This is a genomic window from Piscirickettsia salmonis LF-89 = ATCC VR-1361 (assembly GCF_000297215.2).
In the GTDB taxonomy this organism is placed as follows: Bacteria; Pseudomonadota; Gammaproteobacteria; order Piscirickettsiales; family Piscirickettsiaceae; genus Piscirickettsia; species Piscirickettsia salmonis.
In genome coordinates, this window is record NZ_AMFF02000052.1 from 1 (window position 1) to 20,115 (window position 20,115).

Annotated in this window: 24 protein-coding genes and 1 other RNA gene; 13 read left to right on the forward strand and 12 right to left on the reverse strand. The window is 41.5% G+C overall.

The window, feature by feature from the left end; translation table 11 throughout:
• Positions 1–201 precede the first annotated feature (201 nt).
• From C200_RS05430 to C200_RS05450, 5 genes are all read right to left on the reverse strand, one after another.
• Positions 202–840: an HAD-IA family hydrolase gene (locus tag C200_RS05430; protein ID WP_016210055.1), complete on the reverse strand. Its 639-nt coding sequence runs from the start codon at positions 838–840 to the stop codon at positions 202–204.
• 38 nt (positions 841–878) lie between these two features.
• The gene (locus tag C200_RS05435) at positions 879–1,151 is read right to left on the reverse strand and encodes a DUF1315 family protein (RefSeq protein ID WP_016210070.1); all 273 of its coding nucleotides are present in this window, start codon (positions 1,149–1,151) and stop codon (positions 879–881) included.
• Positions 1,152–1,244: 93 nt separating this feature from the next.
• Entirely contained in the window at positions 1,245–1,508 is a 264-nt protein-coding gene (locus tag C200_RS05440; protein ID WP_032126423.1) for a BolA family protein, read from the reverse strand.
• Positions 1,505–1,807, reverse strand: coding sequence for a YciI family protein (locus C200_RS05445; RefSeq protein ID WP_016210060.1), 303 nt, complete (start codon positions 1,805–1,807; stop codon positions 1,505–1,507). The genes C200_RS05440 and C200_RS05445 overlap by 4 nt, the downstream gene beginning before the upstream one ends.
• 83 nt (positions 1,808–1,890) lie before the next feature.
• Positions 1,891–2,433, reverse strand: a complete 543-nt coding sequence (locus C200_RS05450; protein ID WP_016210053.1) for a septation protein A — start codon at positions 2,431–2,433, stop codon at positions 1,891–1,893.
• A 161-nt stretch (positions 2,434–2,594) separates the two neighbouring features.
• Here C200_RS05450 and C200_RS05455 point away from each other — a divergent pair, with 161 nt between their 5' ends.
• The 4 genes from C200_RS05455 to rluB are packed head-to-tail and all read left to right on the forward strand — an operon-like array spanning position 2,595 to position 5,537.
• Complete coding sequence (locus C200_RS05455) at positions 2,595–3,221, forward strand: L-threonylcarbamoyladenylate synthase (protein WP_016210074.1); 627 nt, start codon at positions 2,595–2,597, stop codon at positions 3,219–3,221.
• Between the two features lie 5 nt (positions 3,222–3,226).
• Positions 3,227–4,066 (forward strand): segregation and condensation protein A, encoded by an 840-nt coding sequence (locus C200_RS05460; RefSeq protein WP_016210062.1) that lies wholly within the window; start codon positions 3,227–3,229, stop codon positions 4,064–4,066.
• Positions 4,056–4,700, forward strand: coding sequence for an SMC-Scp complex subunit ScpB (gene scpB, locus C200_RS05465; protein WP_016210061.1), 645 nt, complete (start codon positions 4,056–4,058; stop codon positions 4,698–4,700). The genes C200_RS05460 and scpB overlap by 11 nt, the downstream gene beginning before the upstream one ends.
• A 3-nt stretch (positions 4,701–4,703) precedes the next feature.
• The gene (gene rluB, locus C200_RS05470) at positions 4,704–5,537 is read left to right on the forward strand and encodes a 23S rRNA pseudouridine(2605) synthase RluB (RefSeq protein ID WP_016210058.1); all 834 of its coding nucleotides are present in this window, start codon (positions 4,704–4,706) and stop codon (positions 5,535–5,537) included.
• Positions 5,538–5,545: 8 nt separating this feature from the next.
• On the opposite strand, the gene C200_RS14490 is transcribed toward rluB, so the two are convergent.
• The 4 genes from C200_RS14490 to C200_RS05490 all read right to left on the reverse strand — a co-directional run bounded on the left by C200_RS14490 (position 5,546) and on the right by C200_RS05490 (position 9,561).
• Entirely contained in the window at positions 5,546–6,055 is a 510-nt protein-coding gene (locus C200_RS14490; protein ID WP_016210057.1) for a P-loop NTPase family protein, read from the reverse strand.
• 140 nt (positions 6,056–6,195) lie between these two features.
• The gene (locus C200_RS05480; RefSeq protein ID WP_016210065.1) at positions 6,196–6,855 is read right to left on the reverse strand and encodes a hypothetical protein; all 660 of its coding nucleotides are present in this window, start codon (positions 6,853–6,855) and stop codon (positions 6,196–6,198) included.
• A 253-nt stretch (positions 6,856–7,108) separates the two neighbouring features.
• On the reverse strand, positions 7,109–8,200 hold the full coding sequence (locus C200_RS05485; protein ID WP_016210075.1) for an anhydro-N-acetylmuramic acid kinase: 1,092 nt from the start codon (positions 8,198–8,200) through the stop codon (positions 7,109–7,111).
• Positions 8,197–9,561 (reverse strand): M23 family metallopeptidase, encoded by a 1,365-nt coding sequence (locus C200_RS05490; RefSeq protein WP_016210064.1) that lies wholly within the window; start codon positions 9,559–9,561, stop codon positions 8,197–8,199. The genes C200_RS05485 and C200_RS05490 overlap by 4 nt, the downstream gene beginning before the upstream one ends.
• A gap of 124 nt (positions 9,562–9,685) precedes the next feature.
• Here C200_RS05490 and tyrS point away from each other — a divergent pair, with 124 nt between their 5' ends.
• Together tyrS and C200_RS05500 are read left to right on the forward strand one after the other, a co-directional pair.
• Positions 9,686–10,882 carry a tyrosine--tRNA ligase gene (gene tyrS / locus C200_RS05495; protein WP_016210052.1) on the forward strand — a complete coding sequence of 399 codons (1,197 nt, stop codon included), beginning with the start codon at positions 9,686–9,688 and terminating at the stop codon, positions 10,880–10,882.
• A gap of 20 nt (positions 10,883–10,902) precedes the next feature.
• Positions 10,903–11,499 carry an outer membrane protein gene (locus C200_RS05500; protein ID WP_032126425.1) on the forward strand — a complete coding sequence of 199 codons (597 nt, stop codon included), beginning with the start codon at positions 10,903–10,905 and terminating at the stop codon, positions 11,497–11,499.
• Positions 11,500–11,942: 443 nt separating this feature from the next.
• On the opposite strand, the gene C200_RS05505 is transcribed toward C200_RS05500, so the two are convergent.
• Both C200_RS05505 and C200_RS05510 read right to left on the reverse strand, forming a co-directional pair.
• Positions 11,943–12,611 carry a Bax inhibitor-1 family protein gene (locus tag C200_RS05505; protein ID WP_016210066.1) on the reverse strand — a complete coding sequence of 223 codons (669 nt, stop codon included), beginning with the start codon at positions 12,609–12,611 and terminating at the stop codon, positions 11,943–11,945.
• A gap of 141 nt (positions 12,612–12,752) precedes the next feature.
• Positions 12,753–14,054 (reverse strand): inosine/guanosine kinase, encoded by a 1,302-nt coding sequence (locus C200_RS05510; protein ID WP_016210076.1) that lies wholly within the window; start codon positions 14,052–14,054, stop codon positions 12,753–12,755.
• Between the two features lie 256 nt (positions 14,055–14,310).
• On the opposite strand from C200_RS05510, the gene C200_RS05515 reads away from it, so the two are divergent.
• From C200_RS05515 to ssrA, 7 genes are all read left to right on the forward strand, one after another.
• A complete protein-coding gene (locus tag C200_RS05515) occupies positions 14,311–15,042 on the forward strand; it encodes a hypothetical protein (protein ID WP_016210073.1) in 732 nt (243 codons plus the stop codon).
• 424 nt (positions 15,043–15,466) lie between these two features.
• Positions 15,467–15,871 (forward strand): hypothetical protein, encoded by a 405-nt coding sequence (locus C200_RS05520; protein ID WP_016210051.1) that lies wholly within the window; start codon positions 15,467–15,469, stop codon positions 15,869–15,871.
• 240 nt (positions 15,872–16,111) lie between these two features.
• Positions 16,112–17,194, forward strand: a complete 1,083-nt coding sequence (gene alr, locus C200_RS05525) for an alanine racemase (protein ID WP_016210069.1) — start codon at positions 16,112–16,114, stop codon at positions 17,192–17,194.
• On the forward strand, positions 17,179–17,700 hold the full coding sequence (locus C200_RS05530) for a GNAT family N-acetyltransferase (RefSeq protein WP_016210054.1): 522 nt from the start codon (positions 17,179–17,181) through the stop codon (positions 17,698–17,700). The genes alr and C200_RS05530 overlap by 16 nt, the downstream gene beginning before the upstream one ends.
• A 64-nt stretch (positions 17,701–17,764) precedes the next feature.
• Complete coding sequence (locus tag C200_RS05535; RefSeq protein ID WP_016210050.1) at positions 17,765–18,640, forward strand: 6-carboxytetrahydropterin synthase; 876 nt, start codon at positions 17,765–17,767, stop codon at positions 18,638–18,640.
• A gap of 75 nt (positions 18,641–18,715) precedes the next feature.
• Entirely contained in the window at positions 18,716–19,291 is a 576-nt protein-coding gene (gene speG / locus C200_RS05540) for a spermidine N1-acetyltransferase (protein ID WP_016210068.1), read from the forward strand.
• Between the two features lie 151 nt (positions 19,292–19,442).
• Positions 19,443–19,856, forward strand: a transfer-messenger RNA (tmRNA) gene (ssrA, locus tag C200_RS14895).
• A 65-nt stretch (positions 19,857–19,921) separates the two neighbouring features.
• Here the strand turns inward: ssrA and C200_RS16080 are convergent.
• Positions 19,922–20,115, reverse strand: a 194-nt coding sequence (locus C200_RS16080) for a hypothetical protein (protein ID WP_211250921.1), incomplete at its 5' end; no start/stop codon positions are given.

Consider the following 20,115-nt stretch of genomic DNA (forward strand, 5'->3'; position numbering starts at 1 on the left):
TAAGTCAGAAATGTCATTATTAACGAGTAAAAACATAGATCTGTATATAAATAAATTTCAAGGAAAAGATCTAGCAAAAATAGATTTTAAGAGGTTTTCAAAGTTTTATAATAAAAATTTAGAAAAATATGATTTTAATTTTGATAAGGTATTGGAACAGTTGGAGTAGTTTAGTTGAGTGAAGCTTTAGATTGGTCTTTGTTAAACAGGCTGTATACCTAATATTTCTAGCAGTTTTTCTGGATGGTGAATTAAATAATCTGGCTGGTATTGTTGTAAGAATTCTGGGCATTGAAAGCCCCAACTTACGGCAATGCTCGTCATTTGCAGTTGTTTAGCCGCTTTTATATCACGTGCCTCATCACCAATATAATAGGCATGTTTGGGGTTGATGTTATATTGATTGCAAGTTTTATGGATAAGCCGCGCTTTGCCAAATAAGCTACTACCGGCGATGATTTGCTTAAAATAGGGTTGCCATTGGTGTTGAGTTAGAAATGCTTGAATATTATCCTCGCTATTTGAGCTTAAGATAATAAGTTGAACATTTTTCTGGTGTAATTGCTTTAGAATGGGCAGCCAGTAATGAAAAGTAGGCACTTCTTGTAGCTTTTGGTTAAATAACTGTCTGGCTGAGATAATAATTTGTGGTAGTTGGTACCACTTGATGCCAAGTCGCTTAAGCGTTTTGCCAAGGGATTGTTGTTTGAATATGGCAATATCATCCTGTTGAATGGATTGAAAGTGATATTGGTCAGCAAGGATATTAATAATACTGATCGCTGTATTAAAGCTATCGGCTAAGGTGCCATCAAAATCAAAAAAAAGAGTGGGCGTCAATGTGAAGTATACCTAAGTGTATTGGGTTGATTTTGTGATTATTTTTTAATATGAATGAGCGGTTGTTCAATGTGTATGTTGCTGGCAGATTGTTTGGAAGCACAGGGGGTTTGTTTACGCGGATTATAATCTGCTTCAAGGTCTTTATCTGGCTGATGTTGTTGTTCAAAGGCTAAGATAAGTTGCATGCAATGTTCTTGTTCTTGTGCAGATAAGGGGTTGCCATCGGCCCACTTGCCGGTTTCTAATGCGTGTTTCATTTTTTCGATTGTTGTCATGTCCAAAGCATTAATCAGTGTTTCGTAGTTCATAGCAGCTCTTAATTTTTACTTATTTTAATCTTAATTTTTTATTTTTTTAATATTATGGTTAATTATGGTTAATAAATTAGTCGTAATTAATAATTAATGATCTAATATCTTGATGCTTAAGGCGTGAATCTCAGTAGGCATCATATCTGTTAGGGCTTGATAGATAGCTTGATGTTGTAAAATGCGTGACTTGCCCTTAAGGGGGGCAGCACTGATTTCGACAGTAAAGTGCCCAGCACCTGAAGCGGCTCCGGCATGACCGATGTGCTTGTGACTATCATCTATGACCTCAAGATGAGATGGCGATAGGGCTTGTTCTAAGCGTTGGCGGATCATATTAACGCGAGTTTCACTCATGATGGTAAGACCTTTTTAAACGGTTTGACGTCAACATGCGAGTAAACACCGGCTTTAAGGTAAGGCTCTGCATCAGCCCATGCCTGTGCCTCTTGTAATGAGTTGAACCTTGCGATGATTAGGCTGCCGGTAAAGCCAGCATCTCCTGGAGTCTCATCGTCAATGGCCGGGTTGGGGCCGGCGATGATTAAGCGGTTTTCAGCTTGTAGTGTGTGCAGGCGCGCAATATGGGCCGGGCGTGCTTTAATCCGGCTCTTAAGGCTATTAGGGTGGTCGTAGCAAAAAAAGCTATATAACATGGTGATGGTAGTTCCTAACGAGTAATCATTAACATTATTATTGCTTGGTTTTAGCAGTGAATTAGAGGTTAATTGGTTGATAATTATTGTTTTTCTTTATCATGCTCGATATGGCGCGCAAGATAGAAAATCTGACAGACAATAAAGATGAGTGTTAAGCCAATGTCGCCAAAGGTTTTAAAATTCACCCAGGCATTATCTGAGAAATGGTACATGATGTAAATATTAAGAAAGCCAAGCAGCAAGAAAAAAATCGCCCACGCGGTGTTGAGCTTTCGCCAAATTTCAGCTTTCATTGTAATCGCATGGTCGAGTAAGCGCTGCATGATGGGCTTTTTGCCGACGTATTGACTGATGATAATACCGATACCAAAGGCCCAGTTGACTATGCTGAATTTCCATTTAATCAGTTCTTTATCATGAAGAAGCAAGGTTGCTGTGCCAAAGACGATGATGAGAACCACCGTTAGCCATTCGGCAAATTCGAGCTTGCGATAGGTAATATAGAGGATCAGCGCTTGAACTAAGGCGGCAATAATCAAGACAGCTGTTGCTGTATACAGATTATACATTTTAAAGGCAATGAAAAATGCCAATAATAAAGCGATGTTGAGAATAAACTTCATATGCTAAACTCTTTACTTTGTATTTAAGTCGACCTATTGTAACCGATCTTATTATACAATAGGCGCGAAATTTGCGCGATGACCCTGAGGGTGATTCGTAGAGGGTGGTTATTCGTGATTGAGCATAAAAAATTAAATAAAGCACAGAGGAGCTAGCGGTTATGGCACATATGATCGCGATACATACACAGACGCCGCAAAAACGTTTGATTGAGCAAGTTGTGAACTTTATTCGTCGTGGGGCAGTGATTGTCTATCCCACTGATGCCGGCTATGCCTTGGGTTGTCATATTGATAATAAAGCGGGTGTTGAGCGCATTCGGCGAATTCGCCGTTTGGATGAAAAGCATCATTTTACCTTACTTTGTCGTGACTTAAGTGAAGTGGGCCAATATGCGCGGGTTGATAATGTGGCATACCGTATGTTGCGTCGTTCAACACCAGGGGCGTATACCTTTATTTTCAAAGCGACCAAAGAAGTGCCTAAGCGCTTACAGCATGAGAAGAAAAAGACGATCGGCTTACGTTTTCCTGATCACCCGATTGTTGCGGCGATCTTAGATTCACTGGGTGAGCCATTGATTAATAGCAGCTTGATTTTGCCTGATGACGAAGTACCTTTGGCTGATCCGTTTAATATAGAAATGGATTTGGGTAAAATAGTGGATGTGATTATTGATGGTGGCATTCATTATGCGGAGCCGACAACGGTGATTGATTGGACAGAAAGTGCGCCGGTGATTTTGCGTCAAGGTAAAGGGGATCCTGAGATCTTTATGGTGCACTGATTATTATGAATGAAATGGCTGAGCTTTTGCCTGAAATCTTGCCTGGTGCGACTGAGGTCAAACCGATTGCACGCGTTGCTGAGGAATGGGTGACACAGGTACCTCAGGATTTATATATCCCACCGGATGCTTTAAAAGTCTTTCTTGAGGCGTTTGAAGGGCCGCTGGATTTATTATTGTATTTGATTCGCAAGCAGAATATGGATATTTTAGATATTCCAATTGCGAAGATTACCGCACAATATATGGAATATATTCGTCTGATGGAAGAGGTTCAGTTTGAATTAGCCGCAGAATATCTGGTGATGGCAGCGATGCTTGCTGAGATTAAATCACGCATGTTGTTGCCACGCCCCGAGACTGTAGAAGGTGAAGAAGAGGATCCGCGTGCTGAGTTGGTGCGTCGTTTACAAGAGTATGAGCGTTTTCGTCAGGCAGCTGAAGAGATTGACGAGTTGCCGCGACTAGGACGCGACTATTTTCAGGCCAGTGCAGATCATAGTGTCGTTATGGCCAATTATCATCAAGTGATTAAGCCTGAAATTGATTTTAATGAGCTGATTGCAGCTTTACGCGAGGTGATGCAACGTGCTGAAATGTTTTCATCACACCAGATTCAGCGCGAAGCACTATCGGTGCGTGAGCGCATGGGGGCGGTATTAGAGCATTTAAATAGCGAGCAATTTACGCCATTTTTTGCTTTGTTTACGTTAGCTGAAGGACGGCAGGGTGTCGTTGTGACGTTCTTGGCGATTTTAGAGCTGGTAAAAAACACCTTGATTGAGCTGGTGCAGCATGAGGCCAGCACGTTAATTCATGTGAGATTAATCGCCCATGCAGAATGAACCTCTTATTCGGATTATAGAAGCCGCGTTATTTAGTGCTGCACGTAGCTTGAGTTTAGTTGAACTTAAAAATTTATTTCCAGAGGATCAGCAGCCTGCGGACAATGATATTCGTGCAGTGCTGGTTGAGTTATCGGCACAGTGGCAGGCATCCAGTATCGAGCTGTGTGAGAGTGCGATGGGTTTTCGTATTCAAGCCAAAGCCTTATATAGCCCGTGGGTGTCGCGTTTATGGGAAGAAAAGCCACAGCGTTATTCACGGGCATTATTAGAAACTTTGGCACTTATTATTTATCGTCAACCGGTAACGCGTGCTGAAATCGAAGAAGTGCGTGGCGTGGCAGTGAGTACGAATATTATGCGCACGTTAATCGACCATGAGTGGGTGCGTGTGGTCGGCCACCGTGAAGTCCCTGGGCGTCCAGCGATGTATGCGACAACCAAGCAATTACTCGAGCATTTTGGCATGAAAAGTCTTGATGAAATGCCGACACTTGCTGAAATTCGTGATTTGGAGGATGTGGCAAAGCGCCATGAATTAACGCTGCCAGGAATAGAAACCGAGCGTGAAGCCTTACGGGCTCAAACAAAGCAAGAGCAGCCAGAATTATTGATTGAAGACGAACAAGATTAGGTAATGAAGAGAATGACAGAAAATACAGAGCAGGGTGAGAAATTACAAAAGGTGTTGGCGCAATTGGGCTTGGCTTCACGACGTGAGATAGAACGTTGGATTAACGATGGTCGCGTTATGGTCAATGGCGAGCTTGCCGAAACAGGCATGCGGGTAACGCCTGAGGCTAAGGTGATTGTCGATGGTCGATTGGTGAAGCTGATTCAAAAAGCAGAGCGTCCTCGGGTGATTGTTTACAATAAGCCAGAGGGTGAGGTGTGTACACGAGACGACCCTGAGGGTCGTAAGACGGTTTTCGATCATCTGCCAAGTGTTAAGCAAGGACGCTGGATTATGGTCGGGCGCTTGGATATTAATACCGGTGGCTTGTTATTATTTACAACCAGTGGTGAGTTAGCGAATCACCTTATGCACCCGCGTTATGAAATTGAACGTGAATATGCAGTGCGTGTGTTGGGTGAGGTGACGGATGAGACTATTATTAGCCTCAAAGAAGGTGTTGAACTTGAGGATGGTCCGGCGGCGTTTGATCGTATTGAGTATAAAGGCGGTGATGGGGCGAATTGTTGGTACCATGTGGTGCTGCGTGAGGGGCGTAATCGTGAGGTGCGTCGTTTGTGGGAGTCGCAGGGGGTGAAAGTTAGCCGCCTGATGCGGGTGCGTTATGGTAGCGTAAGCTTGCCGCGTCGGGTGCCTCGAGGTAAGTGGGAATATATTGAGAGTAAAGCCTTGGATAAGTTGGCTGAATCAGTAAATTTTCCTATTCCTGAGATGCCGAAGAAAAAGCAAGGTTCATCAAGAAAGCCCCAGGGACAGCGTCATAGAAAGCGACGTTAAAAAGGTTATTAAATATCGCAGCTGTTACTGCCAGGTCGAGGAGCAGGCATAATATCGGCGCTTTGTTCCATTAAATTTGTTGTACTGTAGGATTTTCTTAATAAGGGCTGTAGTTCTGTGCCGTGTTCGTCGATATGGCGCTGAAGGAAGTGATTACAGTGCTGAGCAAATTGCTTTGGTTCTAGAAACAGCCGGCTATCTTCATGGAGGATGGCTGCTATGATATCAAGATGAAGTGCTTTACCTAGGAGAGCCAGGATTTTTTCTGCTAGCCAACCTTTGATTTCTGGAAGTTCTGATAATACGTCGACAAATTTTCTACAGCATTGTTCGGGTGCGGCATGAGGATTGTCATTGGCGAAGTTAATTAATATTTGGGCTTTATCCTGATGGCTGTGTTGGCGAGTGCATTCAGGGTATTTTTCTAGGTAGCGCTGACCTAGAGTGTTGAGTGTTTTTGCACTAATAGAGTGTAAGTCTCCAAGGCGAATTGATGCTAGTATTTGGTTAAATCTCATAAGATCTTACTTCCTTGTTATATCATCCTAATTGTTAAGTCCTAGATGAACAGGTTAGCTGCCAGGCTTGCGATCATAATTTTGAACGCGAGGGTTTAACTTAATTGGAATAGTAGTTATGGATGGCTTAGTTACTCTGGTTATGGCTCATAACCTTGATCAGGAGTAACTATGTCAGGGTCTTCTGCTGCTGGTTGGTTTAAAAATAAATCTGTTCCAAGATAACTTGCTGTGGGTCTACGTACTGACCCTGCCTGCCAGTCTGTTGGCGCAAATTCTGGTGATAGTGATGGTGATCGTTGCTGGATTAATCGTACTGGACCTAGTCCTCCTGGTACTTGTAGTATCATCTCTCCCTGTTCCTGTTCCTGTTCCTGCGATTGTTCTTCTTCTGCTCTAGTTAGAGTATGAAGTATTACACTAAAGTCCCTAGCAATATCCTTGACATCACGAAGTTTTATTTGAGGGTTAACTCCAGTAATGATATGGCTTGTTGGTACATGTGTCTTGAATGCTTTATTTAATAAATCAGTGGTTTTTGTTGCAAGCCAACCATTTGCATTTTTAAGTTCTTGCATAACAGTTATTAATTGCTGACAGCATTCTTTTGGTGTCGCATATGGATTATCGGCATGGAATTGAGTTAGTTCTTTAGCTTTATCTTGCTGATTGTGGTTACCCCAATAATTAGGTTGTGGATATTTTTCCATATACCTGTCACCTAACATTTTTAGAGTATTTATATTAATAGAGCTTAAATCTCCAGGTCGAACCAGTTTTAATATTTGACCAAATTTCATGAAACTTTATTTCCTTATGTCCGTGTTTTATTGAGAGAGGTATGTTTTTAACAATGACTATGATACGTTTAAAATTGAAAGCATCGTGTTAATTTAAAATAAACTTTAAATAAATAGTTATTGATATAAGTTGTAGTTTATATCTGTATACATTGATTATTTTAAGTGGTAATTTTCTTGGTTAAAGAAGATAAATTTAAATTAACTTGCAACTAAATTAATTGTTTTTATTTATTTTTTAATTTATGGGCTATTATGGGTAGTAAACCCCACCAAGTATACTTTCTTTTTTGGCACCTGTAACTTGAGGTAAATTGCTGTGCTTTTTTTCTAGGGTTTGCTTGGCAAGCCAAGCAAAGGCGACCGCTTCCACCCAGTCGGGGTCGATGCCTAAGGTGCTTGTTGTTTGCATGGTAAAATCAGGTAGTAATTTTTCTAGGTTTTTAATCAAATAGTGATTATGCGTGCCGCCGCCACATACATAGATTTCACCTGATGATGCTTCTCGTTTTATCGTGTCACTGATTGATTGGCAGGTGAGTGCCAGCAATGTAGCCTGAGTGTCTTCAATAGTATAATGGCTTTTAAGATAAGGCTGTAACCAGCTTAAATTGAAGAGCTCACGCCCGGTACTTTTAGGTGGCATTAACTTAAAGAAAGGTTCTTGAAGCAATGTGGTTAATAATTCTGGAATCACGGTACCAGATTGAGCCCATTGGCCATTTTTATCAAAGCTTTTATTTTTGTGCTGTTTTATCCACGCATCCATTAACATATTGCCTGGGCCGCTATCATAGCCATAGGTCGGTTCTGTTGGCTTGAGTACGCTGATATTGGCAATGCCGCCGATATTTAAAATAATACGTGTGGCAGTCTCAGATTTAAATACAGCCTGATGAAAGGCTGGAACCAGTGGCGCACCTTGCCCGCCGAGGGCAATATCACGGCGACGAAAGTCGTTGATGGTTGTCACTCCTGTTTGGCTGGCGATGATATTGGCATCACCGAGCTGAATCGATGAAGGGTGAGTGCCAGATGGTGCATGAAATAAGGTCTGCCCGTGAGAGCCAATGGCCCGGATGGCTAAGTCTGGGTGTTTTTGAATTAACGCATTGGCCGCTTTGGCAAATGTGCGACCAAGTTCAACGTCAAGGTAGAGGTAATCTTGCCAACTGATATGCTCTTGTGTCGGTGCGGTTATGGCGATTTGCTTTAATTTTGCATCAATAGGATGACTAAGGCTGTCAATAAGTATGAATGTGTTACTTGTACTTTTAACGAGGACAGCATCAATGCTGTCTAGGCTAGTACCCGACATGAGGCCAATATAATGGTGAGTCGTCATGGTTTTTGTGCAACCTCAATACGAGTTTGATACTCAAGTTGGCTTAACAGTGTTTGTGCTTTATTTAAGAAATCCTGGCGGTATTTTTTAGCAATTGGCCGTGCTTTAGGCAATGCGACGGTAATCGGGTTGCGATGCACACCATTGATGCGAAATTCATAATGTAAATGAGGTCCTGTTGACACGCCTGAGCTACCTACATAAGCAATGGTCTGGCCGAGTTTGACTATGCTACCACGATGAATACCTGAAGCATAGCGCTTAAGGTGTGCATACAGTGTTGTATAGCGAGGACCATGCTGAATGACAATCACCCGACCATAGCCACCTTTGCGACCGACATATTTAACGCGGCCATTACCAGTGGCTTTGATCGGTGTGCCACGTTGTGCAGCATAGTCCACACCACGGTGTGGACGGCGTACTTTAAGCACTGGATGCAAGCGTTTTAAATTAAAACGTGAGCTAATGCGTGCTTTTACTGGGTGGCGGATAAAGGCGCGTTCTAGGCTGATGCCTTTTTTATTGTAATAGCCAATATTGCCCCGTGGATCGATGTACTGGATGGCGGTGAGAATTTTATTTTTATGGTTAAAGTCTGCGATAATAATATTACCGGTTTTTACTTTTTTGCCTTCGTATTTAAAAACCTCATAGAGAAAACTAAAGCGATCACCGGAGCGTAGGTCACGGGCAAAGTCAATTTCCCAGCCAAAAATGTCGATGAGCTGATGAATTAAACGGTCACTCACCCCTTGCTTTTGGCCATCGTAATAGAGTGAGTTTTTTATTTCTATTGTTGCATAACGGCGTTCAACTTCTGTAGCCAGTGATATTGTTTCACTTTGAAAGTGGCCGGCTTCACTACGCTTTAGCAAAATGTAGTTGAGTTTATCCAGGGAGTAACGCAGTTTATCCAGTTCGCCTTGGTCATTATCTTCTTTATAGTCAATGAGAAATTCGATCGTCTGGCCCGGTTTTAGCTGGCTGAGCTGTTTAAAGTGTTGCGCTTTTTTTAAGGCGGCGAGAGTGCTTTTAGGTAAACCGATGTCTTTAAGGATTGAATACAAGCTATCACCTGGACCCACAGTAAAGCTTTGCCAATCTGCATCGGTGTCTTCAATATCTCTGAGTACTTGTAGCGCATGATCTTGTTTGGCTGAAATGGTGACCGGATTTTGGTTGGCCTTTAACGCTTGAGCGATGGCATTTTGTGCGGGCTTGGCTATGGGCAGGTTTACTTTAGCCCTTGCAGGGCTTGTGGTATCATCCCTGAACAATAATAGATAGCCGAGCATAGCAATAAAAAAGCTTATGCTGAGTGTGATTGCAATGATGGGAAGCTTTAGCTGTTTTTTCATGCAGAACTACCCATGAGAGTCTGTGAGGGTCTCGGTTCAATGTTAATGTTATGGTTGTAATTTAAAGTTAGACGCTATTTAAACAAGTCGGCAAGTATAAACACGTATAAATGAGGAATTGTTCATGTCTGAGGTGGCCCAGGCGTTAGAAATTATCAAACGCGGTGTAGATGAGATCATTGTTGAAGATGAGTTAGTTAAAAAATTAGCAGCAGGGACGCCTTTGCGAGTGAAATTGGGTATGGATCCAACAGCAGCCGACTTACACTTAGGCCATACGGTGGTGTTAAATAAAATGCGTCAGCTGCAAGATCTCGGGCATGAAATTTTATTTTTAATTGGTGATTTTACTGCAACTATTGGTGACCCGACAGGTAAAAATATCACTCGCCAGCCCTTATCTGCTGAGCAAGTTGAAAAAAACGCAGCGACGTATACATCACAAGTATTTAAAATCCTTGATGAAGATAAAACACAGATTCTGTTTAATTCAGAATGGATGGGCCAAAAAACTGCAGCGGATATGATCGCGTTAGCCTCAAGTTATACGGTGGCGCGTATGCTTGAGCGTGATGATTTTGCTAAGCGCTATGGCAATAATCAACCGATTGCGATTCATGAGTTTATTTATCCTTTGGTTCAGGGCTATGACTCTGTTGCTATGAAAGCAGATATTGAGCTTGGTGGCACGGATCAGAAATTTAATTTATTGATGGGACGTGAATTGCAACGACAATATGGTCAGCGCCCGCAGACAATCATTACCATGCCATTACTGGAAGGTTTGGATGGTGTGAAAAAAATGTCTAAATCTTTAGGGAATTATATTGGTATAGCAGAATCGGCCAGTGAGATGTTTGGCAAAATGATGTCTGTTTCTGATGAGTTAATGTGGCGCTATTATGAATTGCTGAGTTTTAAGCCGATGGCAGAGATTAAAGCCTTAGAGCAAGCTGTGGCAGAAGGCATGAATCCACGTGATGCAAAAGTTGCTTTGGCCAAAGAGATAGTCGCGCGTTTTCATTCAGAACACGCTGCAGCGGCGGCGTATGATGAATTTGTCAATCGTTTTAAAAAAGGGGTGTTGCCTGAAGATATGCCAGAAGTGACTGTCGCTACCGGTGGTGAGATGGCAATTGGCAATATATTAAAAGCGGCAAACCTCGTGGGCAGTACGTCTGAAGCGATACGGATGATTCAGCAAGGGGCTGTACGCATTGATGGTGAGCGTGTTGAAGATAAGAGCCTTGTTATGCTTGCAGGTGCAGCTTATGTTATGCAAGTGGGCAAACGCCGTTTTGCCCGTGTTAGCTTAATTTAGAATGAGACGAGGAGGCTGTGATGAAAAAGTGGCTAGGAATCTACGCTTTTTTTATGATGGCACCTATATTTGCTAGTACTGGCCCTTATGTGCAGAGCCAGGTTGGTTATGGCAAATTGGCAACTGGCTCGGCGAATGGATTAGACCATCATTATGGTGGCTTGTCAGGTCGTTTATCTGCAGGGTATTTATTTGGTGGACGACAATTACGCTATGGTGCTGAGCTTGGTTTGGCGAGTTATGCGAGTAGTTGTTATCAATCTGCAAATACCAGCTTAACTTATCAAGGTGCCTCGGCAGATTTATTAGGCGTGTTATCTTATCAATTGGGTGCACGTTGGAATGTTTTTGGCAAGTTGGGCTTGGCTTATATCGACCAGCAAACAGAGGGCAATTTATTTCCCAATCAGTTGGATTCTAGTAATGCGCTACAGCCTAAAGTTGCTTTAGGCTTGGGTTATTCGTTGACAGCTGCGATTGGTGTCAATCTATCTTATAGCCATACTTTTGGTGATCAGCCGGAAGGGTTAGCTAAAAACGCTGAACCAACACCTGTGATGTTAAATAAGGTGGCTAGCACGGATTTATTATCATTTGGTTTATCCTATCGGTTTTAATCGCTTTAGTATTTAAAAATAATGATCAGCAAAAAGTAGAATATTTTGGTTAAGCGTTTTTGCTTTAGGGTATGAAAAAGAAGAAGCGACCTTGGGGTAGAAGATCGCTCCGTCTAGGGGTGTACGGCTTTGAGTGATAAAGCCTATATCTAAACAATAATCATTATCATTTATTCTGTCAAGACTTTTTGTTAAATATGCTAAATATAAGTTACAAAGTATAATGATCCTAATAGCAATTTTTCTGCCTTCATAAAAATAGAGCCTTATATTTCAAATAATTATATAAATAATTTTAAATAGGTTATATAAAGAGGCTATAAATAAATTGCTACTTTGATGAGCTGAGTAGCACTGTATAGCTGAGTGAAACCATAAAAAAGCCCCGATAATCTAGGGGCTTTATTTGTCAATATTGATCGTAATAATAATGAAATTGTGATTTAGTCGCGGCCAGAGAATGCAGCAAATATTTGCAGAAGGCTCATAAAGAGATTCACAATATTTAAGTACAGGCTCATGGTAGCCATAATATAATTAGTCTCACCACCTGAGATAATACGTTGGGTATCCCAAGCAATAAAGCCAGCAAAAACTAATGCGGCGATGATGCTAATGGCTAACTGTAGGGCAGGTAAGTGTAAAAACAGGTTAAGCAAGCTGGCAATGACAACGACGATTAGCCCTGCCATCAAGACGCCACCTAAGCGTGTAACGGCTTGAGGTTTGGCGATTGCAAGGGCTGACATTACAAAGAAAGTCACTCCTGTTGTTGCCAAGGCACTTAAGACTAAGGCGCTGCCATTACTGAATTGGGTGATATAAAAATTAAGTACAGGGCCAAGTGCATAGCCAAAAAAGCCAGTAAAGCCAAATAAAGTGACGATACCCCAGCTGCTATTACGTAGTTTCATCGTTGCAAACAGCAAGGCGAAACTGACAATTAAATTTAGAATTGGATTGACGGGAGTTGCATGGTTCACTAAAGCCCAGCCAGCGGTTGCGGCACTGAACAATAGTGTTAAAGAAAGCAAAAAGTAGGTGCTTCTTAATACCTTATGGTTGGCTAACAGCGAGGTATTGCGCTGAACTGTTGACTGCTGTTGATACATATAAGATCCTCTGTTTTAGTCATCACCCTATAAGATAAGGGCGTAAATATAAAAAGCAAGAGATAGATAAGCTGACGTGTTAGGTTAAGTTTATAATTGAAAGATTGAGAGTTAGGCTGTTGATGGGGCTTGGGAAGGCGGTTAGCGTTCCCAATAACTTTCCTCGAGGCTATCTTCACGGTCAGGAAGACCACGTGAGAGTCGCGTAGCATTTTGCGCAAGGACCTCATAACTTACACGGTTCGCATATTTGCAGACTTGGGAGAAGGATGAATAGGTCAGATAAGGTCGATCGTGTTTGCTTGAATTAGGCAATACGGTGTGATGGTAATGATTGGCAGCAATATCATGAAAGAGCGCAGCTAAGGCACCATCTCCAGCCCCATTGGTATTGTGAATTTTTTCAGGACCGCCCATATAGGGATTAATATGCGCGAAGACTTGTAATGGGTTTTGGCAGTCGGCTTGACGCATTGGGCGGCTGAATTCATATTCGTTAAAGTTGCTGATGGTGCCAGAAAGAAGTGGGTTGGAGGTGCGACGTGCTGTAGCTTGATCCGTATAACCGCTTAGGTATAAGCCTTGTGGGCCAACCGTGGTGAGGACTAAGTCAGTAATCTCTAGGGCTGCTCGACTGGCGAGTAAGGGGTCTTTATGGCCGGTGAGAGCATAACCTTCATCTTCATTCATGGCGATAATAGAGACATAGTCTTTAATAAAATCATAGAAAAATGATTGTTTTTCATTAATTAAAAACTGGGTGCCTAAGGTTAAGACAGCCGGAATGTGGTGCTTTTTAGCAAGTTCTACCGCCTTGAGTGTCGCTTTGAATATGGGTAGGCTCTCATCACGCAGAATATAACTAGAAATGCCTAATAGGACCGTCTTTTGAATGATTTCTTCATTAATATAGTCGGCAGTCAGCTGATTCATGACGCCGGAGTTAATACCAAAACTGCGCTCACCATCGGGGGTGATCAGTGTGATACAACGGCCAATGGGTCCATCAACAGGTTGTAAGTGGGTTAGATCAACACGACTGCTAGTGTTACACAAGTAGCGATAGGCAGGATCTTGCATGCTAATGGTTTTACTCATAACGCCGAGCTGCACAGAGATATCATCAGCGAGAACCGAATAATTATGCAGACTATTGCCGATGGTGCCACCAGCGTATTCGCTGATAATTAATTTATTACTTTTTAAATAATTGTATAAGTTGTCGGCGGTTTGGTCATCAATGAGGAGAGATTCGCCTTTTTGTAGGCCATACTCGCCCAGTAATGATTCATCGACATGGGCTTCAATATCGACAAGCACTTGTGCGATACCGGTGATATAGGTATTACCACGCTTGCTAAAGGACGGGTGCTCACAATTGGTTTTGCCACGAGAGTTGATAGGAAAGTAATGTTTAATTTTGCGTTTGCCTGGAAAGCGCATGTGCTTCCACCCTTAATCTATTTAATCTTAACTATGGAGTTATGTGCATAAAAGCTAGGCATTTTATAATGATTTGGCCAACTTGAGAAGGGATATTGAAAATACTTGGTCAGAGGTTATGCGTTGGAGCTGACTATAACCTCTTTAAATTATTTATTTTTCTATTTTGATTTTAGTGTGCTGGTCTTTAAATACTTATGTTAAAGGCGTAATATTATTTGAGGAATGGAATCTTAAATTAGGAGATGAAGGATTTATGCTTCATTTTATTCGAAAAATTGATTCTGGTCGGTTTGGTAAGGTCGTTTTGGTTGGTGGTAGCGCTGGAGGCCAATTTGCAGTGAAATTATTTCGCCAGCAACATGATCAGCCTGGTCGCGTGAGCACCTCGGCGCAACTTGAGGTCGCTAATTTCAATAGTTTCTCTCATAGAATTCAAGATATTGGGCGGGCAGAGGTGGTAGATCTGACTGACATCCAAGGCTTAACCGCTGGTGATCTTGATAACTATTGCTTAGAAGCTATGCTGATGCCACTTTTTCAAAACGAACGTGAAGTCCGTTATGAAGAAATACAGCCATACCTTGCTAATTTAGCCGAGCGTAATTTTTTTATGGGTGACCCTAAGGCGGATAACTTTTTTTATACAACTGAATTTGGGCTCATGCCGATTGATTTTGGGCTGGTTTTTGCAGGTGATAGTCCGCTATTGATGGGGGTCTATTTATCTGCGGTGATTAATGCACCTTTTCAATACTCCAATGCCTTTGAAAATCCGTATATGGGAGAGACGGGAAGAAGGTATCAGGGACTTCGGGAGGGGAGAGAGTCTGGACTTGTAGGAGGAAGAGAATCTCGGTTGTTTTTTGACAATGAAGCGACAGTGGCTTTAGCTTTGGTACCGTCAGGTTCGACGCCGGAGCTGGAGGTGATACAAGAGGTGCAAGAGAAGTCTGAATCCAATGGCCCTTGCTGTGCTGTTTTATAAAATAAAGCAATCGTTTTTTTAGTCTTAAATTATGATTATAAAAAACAGCCCTTCTTTTTTGAGGCTGTTTTTTTATTAACGTGCATTTAGTTTATTAGTCTATGATATTTAGTCATAAAATTTAATTTTTAATCTTTGTATTTAATTTTTTTAAATAGATTAATTATTGATTTTTTTATGAAATTAAAGAGTTAAATTAGATAAACTTACTATATTACAAGGGAGTCACCAAATTGGACAAAATCTGTAGCAAGGCTTAAGATTTTCTTTAGCGTATATAAGAGATCTCCCACAGTTTGTGCGTTTGCACAACTTTATACTGGGTATACCTGTTTTGCTACTTATGCTCATTAAGTCTAAGTTTATCAAATGCATTGGGTGTATTGAATTGAATCTGTTAAAGCTAAAGATAAGGAGATGGGTTATGAATCAGCAGCAAGGTGAACTCGAACTACTACTTCATTCGCAAGTGACTGATTATGCCAGTGAATGGATGTCGGGTTATGATGCGGCTCAAAATGAGCAGCTAGAAGCTGATAATCCGAATGATCCAGATCAGGAGACAACTGCATTTGATGCTTGGACTGAAGGTTGGTGGGCTGGCTTTTATAATGAGCCGCCACTGTATCAAAAAAATGCACCGGTAGATAATGTGGCTGCAGCACGCTCGCAGGCGGCGAATGAAAACTCTCTACAATCTAATAAATCTAATAATGATAATAATAGTGAAGAGCACCAAGAAAAAGGTTTTGAAAAAGCGTTGCTTGGAGTTGGTGTCGCTTTTGCCTGTGTTGTTTGTTACGAGTTGATTGTGACGATGGTCGCTTAATTATTAATAATTAAAATCTATCGTCGTTACCAGATTATGATCAGGCAGATATTAGATTAACAATTATCTGACATTTTATATTTATCTAAACTGTGCTGTATTATATCGCTGTATTTATAGCTTTAAAAATAGGATGTTTTATCGTTTTTATTTTTAAAGTGAAAGCGCATTTTTATTATTCAGGCTCTATACTGAAAGTTGAAGAATTGATGGAAGTTAAGCAAAAGTAATAGGGTATTGATGGCACGCAAGACTCAGGCACATCTTAGTCGTGATGCATTACTGCATAATTTAAATCATATTCGCGCTCATGCGCCGGGCTGCCAAGTGGTTGGCGTGGTCAAGGCCAATGCTTATGGTCATGGGCTTGAGGATGCATCGCGTGTTCTTGCTTCTTATGTTGATTATTTAGGCGTTGCGACTATAGAAGAAGCGATGACTTTGGTGAGGATGGCAGTTAAAACGATTGTCTTATTAATGGAAGGTATTTTCCAGGATTCTGAGCTTGAGCTCGTTGCAAAGCATGGCTTAGAGATGGTCTTGCATGAAGAAGGCCAGATATTGGCATTAGAGCGGGTTCAGCTTAACGCACCTATTACTGTCTGGTTAAAACTTGATACTGGGCTCGGGCGCTTAGGTTTTCCAGCACAGCTGGCAAGCATATTATATCAACGCTTAACGCGTTGTGTAAACGTTAAAAAAATTAAATTAATGAGCCATTTTTCTGCATCTGATACGAATTTTTCCTATACGCAAAAGCAATTAAAGCATTTTATGGACGTGACTCGGGAGCTGGTTGCTGAAAAAAGTATTGCCAATGGTGCAGCGATTTTCAATTGCCCTGAGTCTTGTGTGGATATTGTCCGCCCAGGAGGTTTGTTGTATGGGGTGGGGCTTTGGCAAGGTAAAAAGTCAGGGATAGACGAAGGTCTGCGGCCAGTAATGAGTCTACGCTCACACTTGATCAGTGTGAAAGACTATCAGGCGGGAGATTATATCGGCTATGGCAGGTGCTGGCAATGCTCAGGGCCGATGCGTGTTGGTGTTGTCGCCATCGGTTATGGCGATGGTTACCCGGTCACAGCGCCTGATGGCACTCCGACTCTTGTCTGTGGGGTTGAAGCGCCATTGATTGGTCGTGTATCGATGGATATGATCACGATTGATCTTGAACTGTGTCCAGATGCGAAAGTTGGCGATGAAGTGGTTTTATGGGGAGATGACTTACCGGTGGAGCGTGTTGCTCACCATGTGGGGGTGGTTCCTTATGCGTTACTATGTGCGGTTGCACCACGGGTTAAGTTAGTATGGGATTATCAATAATTAATCACTCTTGCGATCAGCTGAGCTTGCGTCTATTAGAGACGGGTGATGCTGAAGATTTGGCGAATTTATTAACAGAAAATCAGTTTTTATATCAAGAAAAGCGTGCAGCTCGCATTGGCTGTTACTTAGGGCAGAGACTGATTGGTATGTGTCATATTGCCCAGGTACTGGTTGAACCCATTTGTCAGGCGGAGATCGGCTACCATATTGATGCAGACCATAGCCGACAGGGCTTGATGTTTGAAGCGCTATGTCTACTGATTCCTTGGGCTTTTCATTATTTTAAACTCGAGCGCTTGGTTGCACTGGCCATGTTAGACAATCAACCGAGCCAGTTATTATTAAAAAAGCTTGGCTTTATGCAAGAAGGTTGTTTGCGAGAGTACTTGTTGATGCGTGGGCAGCGGGTGGACCATTTATTATTTGCGCTGTTACGTGAGGATTTAAATCATTATCGGCATTTTGTTAGCGATTGCAGCAGGTTGGATAAACCGCTAGAATGAGCCTCTTTTGTATGTAATCTAAATAAATTGATAGGATGGATGTCATCGGTGTGGAGGAGAGTCAATGGCGGGTTTATTTGTCGATGACTTAACGGTGATTGATTTTTCTTATTTACATGATGAGCGCGGTATTTTAGGCGAAAGTTGGATTGTTGATATTGAGTTATATGGCGATTTAAATCCAGAGAATATGGTTTTTGACTTTTCCCACGTTAAAAAGCAGCTTAAGCAGGTTATTGACAGTACGGTTGATCATAAATTTGTGCTTGCGCGCTATCAACCTGGCTTAGTGATTGATAGTGTTGATCATCAATGTCAGGTGCGTTATCAAGGTGCCCAGACCTTTGAGTATAATGCACCCGAGCAAGCAGTGACTATATTAGAGAGTGAAAGGGTGACATTTGCTAGTGTTAAAGCCTACCTGTTGCCTATATTAGAAGCTGCTGTTCCTGAGAATGTTTATAAGGTAAAAGTTAATTTACGGGCAGAAGTGATTAAAGGCGAACTTTATCATTATACACACGGTTTAAAGCATCATTTTGGCGACTGTCAGCGCATGGTGCATGGCCACCGCTCAACGATAGAAATTTATGAAAATGGCCAAAGAAATTTGTTTGAAGAAAAAAAATGGGCAGCGCGCTGGTGTGATATTTATCTCGGCTCACAGGAAGATTTATGTGAGAAAATATCAATAGAAAACTCTGCTATGTTAAGCTTGAGCGGTGAAAATGATGATTTTTATCGTTTTGCTTATCGGTCTGAGCAAGGCTTATTTGAACTAAAAATTTTAAAGACAAATTGTGAAATTTTAAATTCAGATACAACGGTCGAGTGTATTGCTGAATTTATTGCACAAGAATTAAAGGCTCAGTATCCCTTATCAGAATTTAAAGTTAAAGCATTTGAAGGCGTTGCAAAAGGGGCGATTGCATTTGCATAAGCTTGATTTAGCTGGTATATGCTTAATATATGTTGTTGGATATATCTTTGTTATTGGGTAAAAAGAGGATAGTGTGTGGATGCTGATCGTATACACCTGCGTGCGCTAGAGAAAAGTGACTTAGCTTTGGTTCATCGCTGGAATAATAATTTTAGTGTGATGCGTTACTGGTTTGAAGAGCCTTACGAATCGTTTGTCGAACTTGAAGAGCTTTATAATAAACATATTCATGATCAATCAGAGCGTCGTTTTATTATCGAAAACTCAGATAATAATATCGTCGGTCTTGTTGAGTTGCTGGAAATTGATTACATCCATCGCAATGCTGAATATACCGTATTGATTGACCCTAATTATCAAGGGCGCAGTTACGCTCTACAAGCGACTGAGCAAGTTCTGGGTTATGCCTTTAATGTATTAAATCTGCATAAGGTGTATTTACTTGTAGATGAACGTAATGAAAAAGCCATACATGTTTATAAGAAAGCGGGCTTTATACCTGAATCGGTCTTGATTGATGAAATCTTTGTTGAAGGTGCTTATCGTTCGGTGTTGCGTATGTATGCTTTAAGTAGCTCAAATTGTAATTCTTTTAGTGACCAAGATAGCTTAAAACAGGAAAAAATTAAGGCTGCTGAGGCTGAGTCTTAGCCCGTAAATTAGACTAGTTGCTTTGATAGAGGCCGATGAAATTATTTTATGTGCTGAAATCTATGATTGGTTTGGGCTTAATTGATGGTAGATAATGCAGGTAGGGTTTGAAATATTACTTCTTTTCCCTTATAATCAGGGATCTTCTTAAGGGGACGACATGGCTTCGACGTGGATTGCAAAACTTAAGGGGCATGCCGAGTGATGATATCTACACTCGTTAATCAGAGATATTACTTTTATAATTGGCGAAGCTAAAGCTGCCAACGATGATGTAGTAGTTGCTAACGATGCAATCGTTGCAAAAACTACTGCAATTGCTGCCTAAACACCAGCTCATCGACGTTGCCTGAGTTTGCTTATAGACCCAGATTTTCAACGTTCACCTTAATATAAGCTCGCGCTTTAATGTGTCTGTGCATTAAACGCTAAAACTAAAGCAGACTCGCAAGGTGGTGCCATGTTTGCCGGGCTAAACCAAGTTAAACACAGTAGGTGAACTAAGCATGTAGATCCGAGAGTGGAGGGTTTACGGACGCGGGTTCGATTCCCGCCGTCTCCACCACCACACCATCCAATACCATCTCATCCAGTCCAAATACTTCACTAAACACTAGATAAATAGCCATTTTACTGTCTATTACTGTCCAGGGGTGTACAGTGACAGCCATTATTTTTAGTGGTACTGTAAAATTTAACGATATTTGGTACCACTAAAATGCCAAAACTGATCTGGCAACCTTTTTCTTTGCAACTAAGCATATTGATGATGGCGTCGACCACATGGCTTGGAATGTTTTCTTGGTTAACGTGAGTTCGATATA